Origin of the sequence: Paenibacillus sp. 23TSA30-6, from assembly GCF_014858585.1 — a bacterium.
Lineage (GTDB): Bacteria > Bacillota > Bacilli > Paenibacillales > Paenibacillaceae > Paenibacillus.
Window position 1 is genome coordinate 97,297 of record NZ_SLTL01000003.1, and the last position, 18,051, is coordinate 115,347.

The following is an 18,051-nucleotide window of genomic DNA, read 5'->3' on the forward strand; positions in this document are numbered from 1 at the left end:
CATGAATGGCGGAGCCGTAGAGCAAGTAGGCGTGCATATATTTGGCGTGCGGCATCTTTCCCCCGGCGGTGCCAAGCATCTACTGGATGAATTAAATCATATTCGCCCGACTGCTGTTCTCATTGAGGGACCGTCCGATGCGACAGAAGAAATCAGGCATCTGGCTGAGCAGGCAACCCGCCCGCCTGTAGCCTTGCTTGCTTTTACAAGTGATTTGCCTGTACGAACGGCTTTATGGCCATTTGCTTCCTACTCACCAGAATATCAAGCAATGAAATGGGCCAACGCACATCATGCGATGTGTGCATTTATCGATTTACCTTCATCCGTCATGATCGGACTGGAAGATCTGAGAAGACAGACGCTCAAAGATGCGAATACTCCAGTTCAAGCAGAACATATAACGTCTTTTTCGATCTATGATCGAATTGCTGTCCTGGCTGGTGAGGACGACTATGATATGTACTGGGAGCGTAATTACGAACACAATTTGAATCAAGGGGCATATCGGGAAGCGATTCTTGCCTTTTCATCTCATGTACGTGCTTTAACGGAGGAAGATGAACGTGTCTCAGCCGTACACGAATTTGCTTATAACGCGATTCGCGAATCGTATATGCGCCGTAAAATTAAAGAGGCCATCACAGCGGGGCATGAACCAGAGCGTATTGTCGTCATCTGTGGTGCTTACCACGCTGCGGCTCTTGCTGATTTGTCTCACAGCATGACGGATGAGGAATTGAATTGTTTACCCACGCGTGCCACACGTCTAACTCTCATGCCTTATTCGTATTATAAATTATCCTCCATGTCCGGCTACGGGGCAGGAAATCATGCACCCTATTATTTTGAAATGATGTGGAGCCGGATGCAACAGGGAACATTAGACGAGCTTCCTCATGAATACTTATCATCTGTTGCTCGACAATTACGGCAAAAAGGGACGCATCGCTCCACCGCCGAGGTCATTGAAGCGGTGAGAATGGCGCAATCCCTATCCGCGCTCCGTGGCGGAAGCGTCCCGGTGCTGAGGGATTTGCGTGATGCGGCTCAGACCTTGCTTGGTCATGGCGATCTGTCTGTCGTTGCGGAAGCTTTGTCAGAGTTAAATGTAGGGACGGCGATTGGACAGCTGGCGGAAGGTGTCAGTCAGACGCCGCTTCAGGATGACTTGAACCGTTTATTCAAAAGCTTGAAGCTGACCAAGTACAAAACGACTGTAGCGACAGACTTGATGCTGGATCTACGGGAGAACCGACGCGCCAGCTCTGAGGCATCCGCGTATTTGGACTTGAACCGTTCTTTTTTGCTACATCGTTTAAAGTTGCTGGACATCCCTTTTGCCCAGTTCAGATCAGCGGGTCAGGAGCAGGCGACATGGGCGGAGCATTGGGTAGTACAATGGTCCCCGGAGACCGAAATACAGGTTGTTGAATCTACGCTGCTGGGCGAAACGGTGGAGGTCGCGGCCGCTTATGTCATGCAGCAGAAGCTGGACGCCTGCCAAACGATTGCTGAGGCTTCACAACTGATTGTGATTGCTTGCGAATGCGGTATGGTAGCTCAATTAGAAAACGGTAGAAAAAATCTACAGCGCTTGGCAGCCGATCAGCAGGATGTCATACAAATGGCAGCTGCGGCTAAAGGATTATCGACCCTTATTCGTTATGGCGACATCCGGCGAATGGATACTTCGCTGCTTGTACCGCTTTTAGAGCAGTTATTTATGAGGTCCTGCCTGTTCCTCACTGATGCCAGTCATTGCAGTGATACGGTGGCTGTGGACATGGTAGAAGCGATTCAGGAACTCAACCGTATCGCTCTGGATCATAGTGAGCAGGTCGACCAGGAGTTATGGATACAGGAACTGCATCATCTCGCTGCACAGGATGACCTTAACCCCAAATGTTCAGGCTTTGCCTGTGCGTTGCTCCTGGAACGAAATGAGCTGACCCGTGAAGAATGCGCTGCTGAGGTATCGCGTCGGTTGTCGCCGGGTGTACCTGCTGATCTGGGGGCAGGCTGGTTTGAAGGCTTATCCATGCGTAACCGATATGTACTGCTGTCCCGCATGAGTTTGTGGGAGCAGCTAAATGAGTATATCGGCGCTTTGGACGAGGATGAATTTGTACGAGCTCTTGTATTTTTGCGCCGAGCTTTCAGTGTATTTAACTCCGGTGAAAAAACGATGATTGCTGAGCTGTTAGGCGAGCTATGGGGTGTGAATACAGAGCAGGCAGCGGAAGTATTGACGCAAGAGCTGAGGGAGGACGAGGCGAAAATGCTTGATGACTTGAATGATTTTGATTTTGAGGATTTTTAGAGATGACGATAAGCGGAGAAGATCAATCCCAACCGAAAGAAATGGATGCAGTAGATGAACGTCGTGCAGTATCCCGTTGGCGGCTCATTTTGGGACAGACGGCCGAGCCGTCGTTACGGAACAGTGGCGGTGGGGAAGCTATTGAACTGACGGAAGACGAGCAGATTATGGATCAGGCGTTAGCGGCCATTTATGATGATACCTCCACTTATTCGGGAGAACAGAGTGGCTCCGGAAGTAGGAGGGGAGCTCCGGGCAGTGGTACAGGGGCATCGGCTCCACGCTTGTCCAAATGGCTGGGTGATGTACGTACCTTTTTCCCGGAGGATGTTGTATCCATTATTCAAAATGATGCCATGGAGCGCAAAGGATGGAAGCAGCTATTATTTGAGCCGGAAGTGCTGTCACAAGTAAAGCCGGACATTAGCATGGTTGGTACATTAATGGCGTTAAAAGGGAAAATTCCTGAGAAAACGAAGGAAACGGCCCGCCTGCTGATTCAGTCTGTGGTAGATGAACTGGTCAGAAGATTGGAGCATGATTTACGCCGAGCGGTCACTGGGGCCATTAACCGCAGACAGCATTCCCCGTTGCCCTCATTAAGCGGGTTGGACTGGAAACGGACCATCCAGCGTAATCTAAAGCATTATGACGTCGAGCGTCGTCAGATTGTGCCTGAAAAATTTTATTACTTTGATCGCGCCCGTCGCAGCAAGGAGTGGAAGGTCATCGTGGACATTGACCAGAGCGGTTCGATGGCGGAATCTATTATCTGGGCATCGGTTACAGCTTCCATTTTCGCCAGTATGCCTGCACTCGATACGCAAGTTGTCGCTTTTGATACATCTGTCGTCGACCTGACGGAGCAATGTGCCAATGATCCAGTCGATATGTTGTTTGGTATTCAGCTTGGTGGCGGGACGAATATCGATAAATCGGTTGCGTACTGTGAGCAGTTTATCGAAGAACCCAAAAAGACGCTATTCATCTTAATTTCCGATTTATACGAAGGTGGCAGTCAAGCCAGACTCGTACGGCGTATGCGTGAAATGAGAGAATCCGGTGTCAAAACGATGTGTTTGCTCGCCTTGTCGGATGAAGGTCAGCCCTTCTATGACAAGCGACTGGCCAAGCAATTGTCCAGAGACGGTACACCAAGCTTTGCCTGCACGCCAGCCTTGTTGCCGGCTTTGGTGGAAGGGGCGCTCAAAGGTCAGGATCTGGCTGATTTGGTTAAACGATTGGGGATATCTGCTGGGTAATTCAACGGGTATAGCTGGTTAATAATAAGGTTAGAAAAAAAGGTTTTCGTGACTCCTGGCCAGGGAGCTTGGAAACCTTTTTTATTAATGTACCCTTAAAAAGGGTATTGACACATAACTATACGGCGACGTATAGTGTGGGTATTAATTACAGAGGGGGGCCTTCACGTTGTATTCTGATTTTAACTTCAAGAGTGATCCCAAAAAGATAAATTTATTGGCAGAAAAATTTCCCCATGTGGACCCCCAATCGTTGAGTACGCTAGCGCTTTTCATTCAGACAGCTCATGAAGTATACAATGGTGTGTCCTCCAGACTGTCCGAATATGGACTATCGATTGGAAGTCTGAAAATTTTAATTCCGCTGTATCTGCATGAACGTGCGTTGACTCCATCTGAACTGGCCGAATATTCAGGAGTTACACGTTCAACCGTAACCAGTGTAATCGACAAGCTGGAACGTGACGGTATCATCCGAAGAAGTACGCTGGTAGATCGCCGTATGACTGCGATCTACTTGACTGAGGAAGGAAGACAGTTAATGACGGAAAGAATTCCGATGTTCATTCAGCTTTTTTCGGATTTATTGAAGGAATTTACGAAGGAAGATCATGTTCACTTCGCTGGGATGCTACAGAAGCTTTCCACAGGTCTGGAGAGAATAAAACGGGAATAATACCTTTCCCGAGGCCGATAGTTAGACGTCGTACTATCAGGTTGCGTACTTGTTTTTTTAAACAATCATTTTCCGCTTATCATTCGCTAAATCATCATGAAGGAGAGTTTATTGCAATGAATAAAAAAATCATCGTGTACGTTCTACTGGTTGTCGCATTAGGTACTGGAGGTACGCTGATGGCTATGAGCGGCAAGGATGCTGTGAGTATGGCTGCCACACAAAAAAACACGCTGCTTACGGCAGATACCGTAAATGCTGCCTTTCAGGGCGTTGGGGGAAGAGTGAACACCATTGAGGTGAAGGAGGAACAACAAGTGAAAAAAGGAGATGTGCTCATGACCCTCGATCCTGTGGACCTGGACCTGCAAATTGAGAAATTAAAAACAGATATCGCGCAGGCTGATGTGAAAATAAAGCAGGCTAAAGACGGACTGCAAAATCAGTCAGAGAAAATTTCGACTTCAGAAAAACAGGGGCAACTCGATATTCAGGCTGCGCAAGCGGGAGAATCCCTGTTGAATCAAGGTACACGTGTAGAGGACATTCAAAAACAAAAGCTGGCGATTGAAGCAGCACAGCAATCGTTGGATGCAGCTCTGACAGGAGTGGAGACAGCTAAAACAAATGCGGAGATTGCACAAAAAACAGTAGCATCCAGGCAAGAGTCTCTTGACTTGGCCAAAGTGAATTACAACCGTTTCCAAGCGTTGTACGATGCCGGTGCCGGAACCAAAGCAGAACTGGATAATGCCAAAAACCAACTGGATAATGCCCAAATTGCGCTGGATACAGCCCGGGATCAGGTGGAGATTGCCAATAATCAGATTACTGCGGCCAGCAAACAATCCGACATTGCTAAAAATAGTATCGCCCAGCAGCAAACCGCTCTGGAAAAAATGGAGGCAGGTGCAACCGCAGAGGAACGCCAACAGGCCCGCATCAAAACAGAAAAGGCCAAGGAAGCATTAACCCAGACCTCCCAAACACGTAAAGATGTTAAAAATAGTGAATACAACGTGGATCTTCTGGCTCAACAAAAGCAGGCATTAAGCGTTCAACTCAAAACCTTGGAATTGCAGCGTGGACGTATGGTGCTGAAGGCATCTACAGACGGTAAAGTGTCCCGCATTGTACCCAAGATGGGAGAAATCGTTGCTACGGGGGCAACAGGCGTCGTTATTGAAACCAACCATCTATACTATGATATTTATGTGGATGAGGATTCCATCTCACAGTTTAAAGCAGGGGAAAATGTGGCTTCATATGTTGTAGCTTTAGACAGAAATATTCAAGGCAAGGTGAGATACGTTACCTCTGCTCCGCAATATACCAACATGAGAATGAGCCGGGATAAAGGTTTGTCGGATATAAGTTCCTTTCAGGTGCGGGTAGATGTCCCGCGAACATCTGAATTATTACCTGGAATGACGATAGAGGTTGTGACGAAATGAAGGCGTTTATAGAAGAATGGAAGCTATTGGTCAGCGGCAGGATGGTGTTCGTACTGCTGCTCGTCCCGATTCTTGTGGCGGTAGCCTTCGGGTTTGTTTTCAAAAATAATCAGCTGAATGATGCATCTGTCGCTGTAGTCGATTTAGATCATAGCAATTATAGCCGACAGCTTATTAATAAATTGGATGCATCCCAGTATATTGACGTACGTTATGTACAAGAGAATGAAGCCGATCCGAATTTACTCCTATATAATGAAAAATTTTTTGCAGTGATTTATCTTCCGGCAGGTCTGGAGGAAAATAGGCTTAAGGGAGTTCAGAGCAACATCGGCTTTTATGTAGATAACACGGTAGGTCAGGCCACAGGGAATCTGCGCTCGGCGGTCACAGAGATCTTTGCCACGGAAAATGCAATACTGGCTGGTGGTGGACTAAAGGGCATGGGGATGAGTGACAGCCAGGTAACAGGACTTACTTCCAACATGCTACTCCAGCAACGTCTGCTGTATAATCCCACCAATGCTACTTTAATGACCTCGGTTATGGGATTCATCAATACTGTCATGATTTCACTGATTGGTGCTGCTGCACTGACCATTGTCCCACGCTTGCGGGAGCAAGGCAGATTAAAAGAGGAGCTACAGCATTCGTACGGTTTGATTCTAAGGGTGCTACCGTATGCGTTAGTAGGATGTGTGTCCTTTTACTTGTCCATTGGTTTGCTCAAGCGGATCGGCGGACTTCGGTTTGAAGCGAATGTATGGGAGATCAGTATTCCGTTTCTACTGTACATGATTAGTCTAGGCTTGTTTGCGATGGCTTTGGGGTGGAATGCGGCGAGCCCGGGAAAAGCCTCTCCGCGTCTCATGCTGATTATATTGCCTTCGTTCTTGCTGAGCGGTGCTCAATTGCCAGTAGCTATGCTGCCTACATCGCTGCAATATATTAGTAATATTCTTCCATTGACCTGGCATTTCAAGTTTTTGAGAGGGATGGGATTCAAGGGCGGAGGCTTGAAGTATTTCATTCCTGAGGTTGGAGGATTTTTGATCCTGTTAAGTGCTTTGTTGCTTCTGATCTTTATTCTGATTGCTCTGGAGAAAGGAAAGCTGGCAAAAAGCAAGGATGCAGTGTTAGTGGTTGAACCTGTGTTACACTAATATCAAAGAATATGATTTTTCAGGCGCCTGTGAGGGGGCCTTTTCTCATCTTGTGCAGCTTTGCAGCATATAAAAAGGATTCCGCATTCCCTAAAGCGGGAGTTCACGAAATCCTTGGTAGTCTTATTTTAAAAGGGTTCTGATGATTTACGTTTTATAGCTTTAACATGTTTTCAAATGTTTCTTCGTTCAGGACGCTGCCGACATAGAAGGAGCCGAACTCGCCGTAACGGGCGCTGACTTCGTCAAAACGCATTTCGTAGATCAGCTTTTTAAATTGAAGTGCGTCGTCGGCGAACAGCGTGACACCCCATTCCCAATCGTCGAAGCCGATAGAACCGGAAATGATTTGCTTCACTCTGCCAGCATAGCTGCGTCCGATCAAACCGTGACTGCGCATCAGAGTGCGGCGCTCATCCATCGAAAGCATGTACCAGTTGTCGTCCAGCTCGCGTTTTTTGTTCATCGGATAGAAGCAAATATAACGAGCCTTGTTCAAAACAGGCTTCAGGCGTGAAACAATTTGCGGATTTTGCATCGGATCTTCTTCTTTGCTCAAATAGTTGCTCAGCTCCACCACACTCACGTAAGAGTAGGTTTTAGTCGTATATTTGGCAAAGGTGGTTTTGTTAAACTCATTTTCGAGTTTGTTGAGGTCTTCCAGCGTTTCGCGTAGATGTAACATAACAAAATCAGCCTTTTGTCCGATTATAGTATATACGGCAGAGCTGCCCAGACCCGCTTCCTCGGTAACGCTCCATTCCTTCATAAACTCTTGAAGCTCGTCCAGCGCTCCGGCGCGTTCTTCATCGTCTGCTGTTTTCCATGCCGTCCAGTTGATGGATCGGAAATCGTGAAGTGCATACCAGCCTTCCAGCGTGGATGCTACTTCATTTGGCGTTGATGGGGGTTGTTGAGGTTGATGTTGGTTCACAATGGTCACTCCTTTTTCAAATCTGTAAATAATCATCGGCATGGCCGAAACATGTGCGTTTTAAGTATGTCCTGCGAATGAAAAATGTGTAATGCTTAACTATTATATTGTAGCCCAAATAAAGGATTTTCACCAATGAAAGAAATGTGAAGAATTTTATTTTTTCCGTGATGCAGGTCACAAGTCGTAAAATAGTTAGTATTCTCGAAAAAAGGGGAACACGGACGAATGAGGCTGCCAAAAAGGAGGACAATTGGACTTATTTTGCTGGTCTCAGTTGGGGTCAAGTATGATAGAATAGAAAAACATCTTGGAGACCGTTATGTCAGGAAAGGAAGAATGTTGGAATGCGGATGAAAAACCTGCTGCACTATACTGAGAACCACCGCTACTGCGTTTATCGGGAATTCGGCTTGAGCGCACTGGATGAATTGATGCTGGGAAGCGTCTATCAGCCGATGGTAGGCGCATTTGCGGTCAGCCTGTATCGGCTATTGTTCCAGCATGTGCCAGCCGGACAGATTGGTTATTCGCCGCTGGAGCAGCAGCGTCGTCTTTTTCTGACACTAGGGCTGGAGCCAAGCGAGAAGGGACGCAAGTATCTAATTGAACAGACCTCCAAGCTGGAGGCTGTCGGTCTGTTGCAGACGTCCAGGCTGTATGCACCGGAAACGGACGACTATATGTATGAATATGAGATGCAGCCACCGCTTGCGCCTGCCGATTTTTTTAGGACGCAGCATCTTACTCTTTTGTTGAGAGACAAAATTGGCAAGTTTGCGGTGCTTTCTCTGCGAGAATCGCTGTGGAGCAGCGAATCTGCGGAATGGTCGCAATCTTCCTATAATAAAGAGAATATATCTATTCCGTTTTACGAGTTATTTGAGCTGAACACCCATGTCATTGATTACGAGTTGGAGCAGGCGCTGTCCGAGGTGTCTTCGGGCCGTCACAATGGGGCTTTGGCCGCAGAGTCGGAGGAAGGGCTGAATTATGCGGACATCATTCTCCGTTTTCCGCGCGAATCCGTCAACCGCAAGCATGTGGAGCGTCTGCGTTTTGAACACGAGCAGCTAGGCATGGTCAATTACGTTGTTCGCAAATTTGACTTATCTGTACAGGACATCAGCCGCTTGCTGGATGAGGACGGCATTTTTACCGAAGCGGGCGATTTGCTGCTAGACGAGCTTCAACTCCGGGCCAGCCAGCATTCCAGACAGGATCGGAAGCGTCAGGAGGAACAGCAGGTGCAGGCCGCCAAAGTGGTTGCCCTGCGTCAGAGAGAAGCTGCCACTCCGGAAGAGCCGCCTGCGGAGCAAGCCGTGGAGATGGAATTCTATGTGGAGGTTCCACCACAGTTCACAGCCAAATGCGACATTCACCAATATAATATGATGCTGCGCAACGAGCCTTATCGTCGTTTGCTGCAAACCTTTTTCCCCGGCACGGTTCCCGGTAACCTGCTGGATATATTCGAAAAGATTGATATCAGCTACAAGCTGCCCGGTGAAGTCATCAATGTACTTATCCATTATTTAATGTCCCTGCTGGTATCAGGAAGCGATCAGCGGATTAACCGCAACTTTGTCGAGGCTGTCGCTTCCAATATGCTGTTAAAGCAGGTAAGTACCTACGAAAAGGCTGTTCAATATATACGTGATCAAGCCAAGGTAAAAGGCAAGCAGTCTGCTGCTTCTCCTTCCGGCGGCCGTTCCCGTTCGTATGCTAAAAACAACGGCCCATCCAAGCCATCCATTCCCATCGTACAGGATCACCCCTCCGAGGAATCCGTATCCGAGGAAGAACTGGATGAATTGCTGCGCCTGGCCGAACGAATGCAATCCGGTAAACAGAAAAAGGTGTAGTGGATAGCTCTACACATTTTAGAAAGGAGGAGCGTTCTTGGAATCATTGGGCGATTTGCTACAGCAGATGCAGAACCCTTCGTTTCGCCAGCGCACGCGCAATGTGGCCGATCAGGTTCTCAATGATCCGCTGGTGCAGGAATTTTGCGCTGCGCATCCCGATATTGACGAAGCACAACTGCGATTAAACATGAGCATGCTTTTTCAGTATACCCGGGATCGTAAGAATTGCGGCAACTGTCCGGGACTCGAACAGTGTCCTAACGATTTTCAGGGACATTTTTGCAAACTGGGCGTGGAATATCCGAATGGTACAGCCGAAATGGTGGACATCCGTACCCCTTGCGCCAAACTGGTAGCTTCACAGCACGAACAGCGGGTGCGTCAGCGGATTAAAAGCTTTTATGTGGATGAGCGTGCGCTCTTGGAAGGCTATAATGCCCTTGAGATTGCGCGTAAGGACTCACAACGTATGCCCGCAGTCACACAGCTATTCCGTTACATCGAAGAAACGAAAAGCCAGGGCGTATCCAAAAAAGGACTCTACCTGGAGGGTACGTTTGGTACGGGTAAGACCTTTTTAATGGGATATCTGCTGCACGAGCTGGCCTTGTCCGGACTGAACGGTGTGATCGTGTATATGCCTGATTTTGTGGAGGACTTAAAGTCCATGATTCAGGAAGGGCAGAAGCTGAAGGAAACGACTGAAATGCTTAAAAATTGTGATCTGCTCGTATTTGACGACATTGGAGCCGAAAATTTGAGTCCATGGGTACGGGATCATGTGATGGGCTCGATTTTAAATTATCGAATGAACCGCAAACCTACCTTTTATACTTCGAATTATTCGTTGCAAGGGCTGGAGAAGCATCTGAGCTTTACGAGCAAGGACGGTGAGGAATTGTACAAGGGACAGCGTTTGATGGACCGGATTCGCCCTTTTGTAGATGTTATTACCGTTAAAGGGAAAAATCAGCGAGGATCATTGTAAATCAATTTGCTATTTTGATATCTTACAATTAAAAAACTATTGTGATATAATTAAAAGGTGTCAAAAAAGAAATTACAGGTTATAATAATCTTGACTTTTCTATAAAGGAGGAACATACAATGGCAATTGTTAACGTGTCCGACCAATCCTTCAACGCAGAAGTCGAAGGTACAGGAACCGTTTTAGTTGATTTTTGGGCGCCATGGTGCGGTCCTTGCAAAATGATCGCTCCTATTCTGGAGGATCTCTCCACAGAAGTTGGCGACAGCGTCAAAATCGCGAAAGTGAACGTGGATGAAAATCCAGAGTCTGCTTCCCGTTTCGGCGTTATGAGCATTCCTACCCTGATCGTCTTCAAAGACGGACAGCCCGTTGATAAAGTGGTGGGTCTGAACTCCAAAGAAGCACTGAAAAGCATGCTTACCAAACACCAGTAATCATCGCATGTGACCCATGCTCCTGCGGGGGCTTGGGGAGCGGGCATGAACGGTCAATGCCTCCGGTTGTAAATACCGGGGGCGTTTTTGTGTATTATTCCAGTATATTATATAGTAGTCGAAGTCATTTAAGAATGGAAGGAGGAACCGGGCGAATGGAATCTTATGCGGAGGACTTGCGGAATCAGGAGAAGGCGCTGGAGAACATACGGCACAAATTAGCGTTGCTGCCGGATGCATCGGGCTGTTACTTGATGAAGAACAGCGAGGGCACCATCATTTATGTCGGCAAGGCCAAAGTGCTGAAAAACCGGGTTCGTTCCTATTTTACAGGTAGCCATAACGGCAAGACGCAAAGACTGGTTTCCGATATCCGTGATTTTGAATATATCGTTACGGGCAGTAATATGGAGGCGCTCATTCTGGAGTGCAACCTGATTAAAAAGCATCAGCCGCGCTATAACGTGCTGTTGAAGGATGACAAAACTTTTCCGTATTTGAAAATTACGAACGAGGAGCACCCCAAGTTAGAGGTGACCCGGCGCGTTCTGAAAGATAAAGCAAAATATTTTGGCCCTTATCCTAATTCCTACGCGGCACATCAGACGAAGAAGCTGCTGGACCGCATGTATCCGTTACGCAAGTGCGGTGTGATGCCGAAGGAAGTGTGCCTTTATTATCATATGCATCAATGCCTGGGCCCTTGTGTGAAAGAGGTTGAGAAGGAAACGTATGAACAGATTGGTCAGGAGATCGGTTCTTTTTTGAGTGGCGGGCATGAGGAAATCAAAAAGGATCTTCAACGCAAAATGCAGGAGGCCGCAGAGGAGCTGTACTTTGAGCGTGCCAAGGAGCTACGCGACCAGATTATCAGCATTGACGCGATGATGGAAAAGCAGAAGATCACGACAGCCGATGCGAAGGACCGCGATGTATTCGGATTTTCGGTAGACAAGGGCTGGATGTGTGTGCAGATCTTATATGTTCGTAAAGGTAAAATGATCGAGCGGCATATGTCTACGTTTCCTTTTTACGGCGAGGCCTACAGCGACTTTATGTCCTATGTGACGCAATATTATAGTGATAACCCGGCGGTGCCGCAGGAAATATTGCTGCCGGATACACCGAAGCTGATGAAGCAGGCGGAACAGGGGGATGTCGGTCAATCGGCTGTGACGGAAGCTGTTTCTCACACTGCAACAACCGAGGAAACCGCACAGACCAGTAACAATGCTGTACAAGAAGCAGGGACATTATCGGATGTGCCAAATGAAGAGCAGCCGTTCGAGCGTTCCGCGGATGCACTGCTGGTGGCCGAAGAGCGTGCTTCTTATGGAGAAGCAACGGATCGAGACCATACTGAAACCCAACTGTCAGGCGGGCTGGAGGAACCAGCTACGGCGGCTCTAGCTCTGGCTGAATGGCTGGATGTAAAGGTACTGGTGCCTCAGCGTGGACTGAAAAAGCAAATGACAGGGATGGCTACGGAAAATGCACGGGTCGCTTTGGATGAGAAGTTTAAGCTGATTGAACGGGACGAGGAACGGACATTCAAGGCTGCAAGCAATCTGGGGCGTGCGATTGGGCTGGATAGCCTGCATCGCGTGGAGGCGTTTGATAACTCCAATATACAGGGGTCCGATCCAGTCTCGGCAATGATTGTGTTCATTGATGGCAAGCCTGCCAAGAAGGAATACCGTAAATATAAAATCCGTTCGGTGCAGGGGCCGGATGATTATGAAACGATGCGTGAGGTCATTCGGCGTCGATATGAACGTGTGCTCAAGGAAAATCTGGAGCGTCCGAATTTGATCGTCGTCGATGGTGGACGCGGACAGATTAAGGCCGCTGTGGATGTGCTGGAGAATGAACTGGGTTTGTTCATTCCTGTGTGTGGTCTGGTGAAGGATGCCAAACACAGAACCTCTCAACTACTGGTGGGGGATTCTCCCGAGGCCGTGACACTGGCCCGCAACAGTGAAGAATTTTACCTGCTGCAACGGATTCAGGATGAGGTTCACCGATTCGCCATTACATTCCATCGTGAGCAACGGGGCAAATCCATGGTAACCTCTCGTTTGGACTCGATTTCGGGAATTGGCGAGAAGCGGCGTAAGCTGCTGCTTAAGCATTTTGGTTCGCTTAAAAAAATAAGAGAGGCCAGCGTCGAAGACTTCCGGCCTCTCTCTATTGGTGATAAGCTTGCGCGTCAGATTATAGCTGCCCTTCGGGAGGAGGAGTCGTAGAATACGGCTCTTCTTTTTTTATGGGCTCAAACATGACTCGATTTGGCTTCTTTGGACTAAACCAGTAAATGATGTAGCCCACAATGGCCGGCAATACGATCCAGAACAAACCTGCGGTCAGGTTTACCGTGTCTCCCAGACTCATCACGCTAAGACCCATCAGAATGCTGTCAAAAATAACGTGGCTGAACATGGCGGCAATAAAGCCGTAACGCAGAAATACAAAACTGAACAGCAATCCAAGGAAGGTCAGCTCGATAGGTCTGGAAATGACCGGATAGATTGGATACAGTGTGTGCCCCAATGCCCAAATCAGCGTGGTAATCAGACAGGCAACAAAAGTATTTCTCACCATCTTTTTCACCATCGGGATACCAAACAGACGGTATACGGCTTCCTCTCCAATGCCTGCCATCCATGCCATAATCGGCAGTAACCATGGATAGGCCATGTTGTAAGGAGATTGTGTGGCATCTGTTGTGGAGAACGTATTAAACGTACGCTCCAGCACAAAGAACAAAATGGATTGTACACCGAGTAAAATAAAGGCCCACAAGTAGCCCACATACATACTGCGAAGCACATACAGCCCGTAGCCCGGCTCTTTGGCGCGTGGCCAGGCATTCAGTCCAACCTTGCGCATCAGCCCGTCACCGCCAACCAAGGAGAAGTAGAGCGATACGGCCATTACGAAAGTAATAAAAATTTGCAAAATCATAAGAAATATAAGCGCTCCCCGACCGCCTGCTTCTGCTTGCAGTATAGGAAGCATGTTAAATGTCCCTGCCATACTGGCAGCAAAATATACAATGGACAGCACAATGCCCCGTACAAAGGAAGTGTGGCGTCGTGTGAGTGAGGCGTATACGATGCCAAGTATGCCTAACACCAAGCTAAATAAAGCATAGCCTGCGTAGGTCATCCAGTTAGCCCAGTACGTTTGCTTTTTGACATAATCCGTATAGGACGATGGGGCGGAAAAGCTCTGTGTAAACGAGCGAACATTTCCGTCTTCAAACGTAAACGCCAGCGTAAGCACAGAGGAGCCGATTTTTTTGTCGTTTACGGTGTACTTCAAACCGCCCTCGCCTTCGGATGTCGCAAGCTTCAAGTCCGATGGTTTAAAGCCAAAGCGTTTTACCCAGGCTGCCGCTGCCTGCTCCTTTGCTTCCAACGTCATGTCTCCTTCGGCTGCGCGTACAAGCCTGCTACGTGCCTGCTCATCCGTTGAAATATCAGCTTGTGTGTAACTGGTGCTGGAGGTAATTCGTTTAAAGCTGACGACTTTGCCTGTGGACAAATCCACATGAACTTGCACTTTGCTTTTGGAAGAAGGTTCCGGCAAATCGACCCGGAAGGTTTCGTAAGGATAACTTTTTTTCCATGTACGGTCATACTGTTGAAGCAGCTTTTCTCTGGATAAATAACCGTACAGGTCCGTTTCAGCCTGATAGGTCACGACAGGCTTTTCCGGCTGCGATTCGGTATAGCCCAGCTCGGAGCGGGCGAAGTCCAGCGCGTGTATGACCGCTTCCTGCTTGCTGATGACCTTGGCATTCGTCAGTGCTTCCGGATTCGGATTACTAAACGAGGGAATAAGCAATTGAAAGACAAAAAAGCAAATCAGGCCAATCCCGCCCAGCAAGCCTAATCTTTTGAAGTTGGCCGTGAGCACGACCGGTTTCCCGATAGGATTCATGAGTTTCCTCCTTAATCTGTAAATAAGAACATCCATTAAAGATATCATACTGCACAGGTTCCCGCCAACAGACCTAGGATATTCATGAAAATGGAGTCAAAGCACTATAAAGTTTCAATAAAATAAGATAAGCTGCGATTAAAGGTGGACTATTCTCAAATTACCGCTAATTTAACGTTATTTCGAAGAAATCGGTTTTGTGCTCTGTATATAGAAGGATTATAATCTGTTGAGACAATGCATATGAAATATATAGGTAACGATATACATTTGAGCCGAATTTCCATAGGAAAACGGGGGAACCATGTTACTGGGGTGAATTTTACAGCCGGTCCCGGACCGGAAGTGTGAATAGGGCATACTGTGCAGCCCGAATCCGTCAGCTAACCTCGTAGGCTGTGAGCAGGAACCAAGTCAGGCACTCGGATTTCCGGTGTCTTTTTTTGTGCGAATAAAAGTTGGATAATTAAAACGTTGCTGAGTTAAGTCCGCTTCGCGCTCCATTTGATCTTCCGATCGCTGTTGTCTCTGAATTTTATTGGATTAGATAAGCCCTGTTAAGGTTAAAATTCAGAGACAAAGGCGAGCGCTACCGCTTCTCCAGATTTTCAAATGGATCGCTGCGCTGCTGCCCGCCTTAAAGTCACTAAACGTTTCGTGAGGTATGAAGTGTGATGAGTACTGATAGGTAAAAGTATCTTGCTCTGCGGATACTTTTCTGTTTGCTAAAAAACGGACTAAAGAAACTGAAAAGAGATTGGTGATTTTATGAGCTGGCAGTAGCGGAGGGGGCAGAATTGTTCTGAAGAAGCGCCAGCGTTTGCCTTTACCACCGGATTTTAACCATTAAAAGTGCTTATAAAATCAGAAAAAAATCCGGGGGTAACAGCAATCGGAAGAACAATCTGCACCCGGAGCGTCTCCATGCTCATAATTCACCAAGTAGGAGCAGTGATAAATAGATGAATCCCAATGCAAGATGGCTTCGGCTTTCTCCACCGCAGATATTCGTTGTGGGCTTTGCCATTATCATTCTTATAGGCAGCTTGTTGTTAATGCTGCCGATTTCCAATACAACGGGAAAGCCGCTTGCATTTATTGACGCTTTGTTTACAGCCGCCTCCGCAACCTGTGTAACAGGTCTTGTTGTTAAGGATACTGGCACCTTCTTTACCACCTTTGGACAGGTGGTTATCGTCGCGCTGATCCAGATTGGTGGGCTCGGCTTTATGACGATGGCTACCTTGATTGCACTGGTGTTCAAGCGTCGTATTTCCTTGCGGGAGCGTCTCATTTTGCAGGAAGCGATGAATCAGACTTCTGTAGAGGGAATTGTCGGGTTAATCCGTAAGGTATTACTGTACTCACTGGTTATTGAAGGCGTATGCGCTACGATATTCTCGGTTCGCTGGTCCTTTGATATGCCCGTAGGCAGGGCGATTTATTTTGGGATTTGGCATGCGATTTCGATGTTTAACAATGCAGGCTTTGATTTATTTGGTCACTTTCGCAGCCTGACAGGTTATGTATATGATCCGATTGTTAATTTTACAGCTATGTTTCTGATTATTTCGGGTGGCATCGGCTTTGTGGTCATGTCCGATCTGGTGGAATACCGCAAGCGAAAGAGACTGTCCTTGCATACCAAGGTGGTACTCAGCATGACGGCTGCTCTGATTGTAGTCGGCACGCTTGTCATCTTTGTATTCGAGTTTACCAATCCGAAGACACTGGGCTCGCTGGATTGGGGTGGAAAGCTGCTGGGATCTTTATTCCAATCCGTAACGCCCCGCACCGCAGGTGCCAATACGCTGGACATTGCAGGCTTACGACAGGCTACGCAGTTTTTTATCATCATACTCATGTTTATTGGGGCTTCCCCTGGCTCCACTGGAGGCGGGATTAAGACCACAACATTCGCCCTGCTCATTGGAGCGGTGATTTCGATGCTGCGAGGGCGGGAAGATATTGTGCTGTTCAGGTACAGACTTGCGCAGGGACGAATTTACAAGGCTTTGACCATTACACTGCTGGGGCTGCTGTTTGTCATTGGGGTGACAATGATTTTGTCGGCAACCGAGGATCATCATTTTCTGATGATATTGTTCGAGACGGTGTCTGCATTTGGTACGGTGGGATTGTCCATGGGGCTAACATCTGATTTGACGGTTATAGGCAAGCTGGTCATTACCCTGACGATGTTTGCCGGCAGATTGGGTCCGCTCACACTGGCTTATGCACTGACTCCGAAAAAGGGTAAGGAATTATATCGTCATCCGGAAGGCAAAATGATTATAGGATAAGGGAGTTTTCGAGTAGATATGAAAACGCAGCAGTTTGTGGTTATTGGTTTGGGACGCTTTGGCTCAAACCTGGCTTTGCAATTGGTGGATATGGGATGCGAGGTGCTTGGCATTGACCAGAATGAGGATATTGTGGATAGTATGAGTGAGCTGTTGACGCATACCGTCGTAGCGGACGCTACAGACGAGGATTCGTTACGATCGCTAGGTATTCGCAATTTCGATTGCGGCATTGTTGCGATTGGTAATGATATTCAGGTTAGCATCCTGGCTGCCATTTTGCTAAAAGAGCTGGGTGTGAGCAAAGTCGTTGCCAAAGCGATTTCTGTGCTGCACGGACGGGCGTTGGAAAAGCTCGGTGTGGACCGGGTCATTTATCCCGAGCGGGATATGGGGATACGGGTTGCGCACCAACTGGTTACGCCTAACTTGCTTGATTATTTGGAGCTGTCCAAGGAATACAGAATTGTGGAACTCAACGTTCCTGCATGTCTGCATGGCAAAACGCTATCTGAGCTGAATGCCCGCACTCGCTTTGGTTGTAGCATCGTAGCGCTTCATACGGCGAACGGTATCCTGATTGCACCCACAGCGATGGATCGGCTAAAAGCGGACGATATTATGGTTATCATCGGCTCCAATGACAATATCGGCCGCTTCGAGGACGAGGTCGTTAACGTGAACGAGGAAGGCTGATC

At 47.7% G+C, this 18,051-nt stretch carries 13 protein-coding genes and 1 riboswitch; of the genes, 11 read left to right on the forward strand and 2 right to left on the reverse strand.

What is annotated here, in order from left to right; translation table 11 throughout:
* Nucleotide 1: 1 nt before the first annotated feature.
* From E0698_RS03705 to E0698_RS03725, 5 genes are all read left to right on the forward strand, one after another.
* Entirely contained in the window at nt 2-2,323 is a 2,322-nt protein-coding gene (locus E0698_RS03705) for a DUF5682 family protein (protein WP_192510761.1), read from the forward strand.
* A 41-nt stretch (nt 2,324-2,364) separates the two neighbouring features.
* Complete coding sequence (locus E0698_RS03710; protein WP_192510762.1) at nt 2,365-3,585, forward strand: VWA domain-containing protein; 1,221 nt, start codon at nt 2,365-2,367, stop codon at nt 3,583-3,585.
* A gap of 169 nt (nt 3,586-3,754) precedes the next feature.
* On the forward strand, nt 3,755-4,261 hold the full coding sequence (locus E0698_RS03715) for a MarR family winged helix-turn-helix transcriptional regulator (protein ID WP_192510647.1): 507 nt from the start codon (nt 3,755-3,757) through the stop codon (nt 4,259-4,261).
* A 116-nt stretch (nt 4,262-4,377) separates the two neighbouring features.
* Nucleotides 4,378-5,715 carry an HlyD family secretion protein gene (locus E0698_RS03720; protein ID WP_192510648.1) on the forward strand — a complete coding sequence of 446 codons (1,338 nt, stop codon included), beginning with the start codon at nt 4,378-4,380 and terminating at the stop codon, nt 5,713-5,715.
* Nucleotides 5,712-6,878: an ABC transporter permease gene (locus E0698_RS03725; protein ID WP_192510649.1), complete on the forward strand. Its 1,167-nt coding sequence runs from the start codon at nt 5,712-5,714 to the stop codon at nt 6,876-6,878. The genes E0698_RS03720 and E0698_RS03725 overlap by 4 nt, the downstream gene beginning before the upstream one ends.
* A gap of 154 nt (nt 6,879-7,032) precedes the next feature.
* Here the strand turns inward: E0698_RS03725 and hemQ are convergent, their stop codons facing one another.
* Nucleotides 7,033-7,812, reverse strand: a complete 780-nt coding sequence (gene hemQ, locus E0698_RS03730; RefSeq protein ID WP_192510650.1) for a hydrogen peroxide-dependent heme synthase — start codon at nt 7,810-7,812, stop codon at nt 7,033-7,035.
* Between the two features lie 347 nt (nt 7,813-8,159).
* Here hemQ and E0698_RS03735 point away from each other — a divergent pair, with 347 nt between their 5' ends.
* The 4 genes from E0698_RS03735 (at nt 8,160) to uvrC (ending at nt 13,351) form a co-directional block, all read left to right on the forward strand.
* The gene (locus E0698_RS03735; protein WP_192510651.1) at nt 8,160-9,677 is read left to right on the forward strand and encodes a DnaD domain protein; all 1,518 of its coding nucleotides are present in this window, start codon (nt 8,160-8,162) and stop codon (nt 9,675-9,677) included.
* A 37-nt stretch (nt 9,678-9,714) separates the two neighbouring features.
* Nucleotides 9,715-10,668 (forward strand): primosomal protein DnaI, encoded by a 954-nt coding sequence (dnaI, locus tag E0698_RS03740; RefSeq protein ID WP_192510652.1) that lies wholly within the window; start codon nt 9,715-9,717, stop codon nt 10,666-10,668.
* Between the two features lie 119 nt (nt 10,669-10,787).
* The gene (gene trxA, locus E0698_RS03745; protein WP_010347861.1) at nt 10,788-11,105 is read left to right on the forward strand and encodes a thioredoxin; all 318 of its coding nucleotides are present in this window, start codon (nt 10,788-10,790) and stop codon (nt 11,103-11,105) included.
* Nucleotides 11,106-11,260: 155 nt separating this feature from the next.
* Entirely contained in the window at nt 11,261-13,351 is a 2,091-nt protein-coding gene (uvrC, locus tag E0698_RS03750; RefSeq protein ID WP_192510653.1) for an excinuclease ABC subunit UvrC, read from the forward strand.
* On the opposite strand, the gene E0698_RS03755 is transcribed toward uvrC, so the two are convergent.
* Complete coding sequence (locus tag E0698_RS03755; RefSeq protein ID WP_192510654.1) at nt 13,320-15,050, reverse strand: CPBP family intramembrane glutamic endopeptidase; 1,731 nt, start codon at nt 15,048-15,050, stop codon at nt 13,320-13,322. The genes uvrC and E0698_RS03755 overlap by 32 nt on opposite strands.
* A gap of 263 nt (nt 15,051-15,313) precedes the next feature.
* Nucleotides 15,314-15,463, forward strand: a riboswitch (cyclic di-AMP (ydaO/yuaA leader).
* Nucleotides 15,464-16,012: 549 nt separating this feature from the next.
* Between E0698_RS03755 and E0698_RS03760 the strand changes: the two genes are divergently transcribed.
* Nucleotides 16,013-17,353 (forward strand): TrkH family potassium uptake protein, encoded by a 1,341-nt coding sequence (locus E0698_RS03760; RefSeq protein ID WP_134912869.1) that lies wholly within the window; start codon nt 16,013-16,015, stop codon nt 17,351-17,353.
* A gap of 18 nt (nt 17,354-17,371) precedes the next feature.
* The gene (locus E0698_RS03765; protein ID WP_149094685.1) at nt 17,372-18,049 is read left to right on the forward strand and encodes a potassium channel family protein; all 678 of its coding nucleotides are present in this window, start codon (nt 17,372-17,374) and stop codon (nt 18,047-18,049) included.
* Nucleotides 18,050-18,051: the final 2 nt, after the last annotated feature.

Coding starts and splice junctions, on each gene's coding strand:
- E0698_RS03760 (WP_134912869.1), top strand. CDS start 16,013: ATGAATCCCAATGCAAGATGGCTTCGGCTTTCTCCACCGCAGATATTC.
- E0698_RS03710 (WP_192510762.1), top strand. CDS start 2,365: ATGGATGCAGTAGATGAACGTCGTGCAGTATCCCGTTGGCGGCTCATT.
- uvrC (WP_192510653.1), top strand. CDS start 11,261: ATGGAATCTTATGCGGAGGACTTGCGGAATCAGGAGAAGGCGCTGGAG.
- E0698_RS03705 (WP_192510761.1), top strand. CDS start 2: ATGAATGGCGGAGCCGTAGAGCAAGTAGGCGTGCATATATTTGGCGTG.
- E0698_RS03765 (WP_149094685.1), top strand. CDS start 17,372: ATGAAAACGCAGCAGTTTGTGGTTATTGGTTTGGGACGCTTTGGCTCA.
- trxA (WP_010347861.1), top strand. CDS start 10,788: ATGGCAATTGTTAACGTGTCCGACCAATCCTTCAACGCAGAAGTCGAA.
- E0698_RS03735 (WP_192510651.1), top strand. CDS start 8,160: ATGCGGATGAAAAACCTGCTGCACTATACTGAGAACCACCGCTACTGC.
- E0698_RS03725 (WP_192510649.1), top strand. CDS start 5,712: ATGAAGGCGTTTATAGAAGAATGGAAGCTATTGGTCAGCGGCAGGATG.
- E0698_RS03720 (WP_192510648.1), top strand. CDS start 4,378: ATGAATAAAAAAATCATCGTGTACGTTCTACTGGTTGTCGCATTAGGT.
- E0698_RS03755 (WP_192510654.1), bottom strand. CDS start 15,050: ATGAATCCTATCGGGAAACCGGTCGTGCTCACGGCCAACTTCAAAAGA.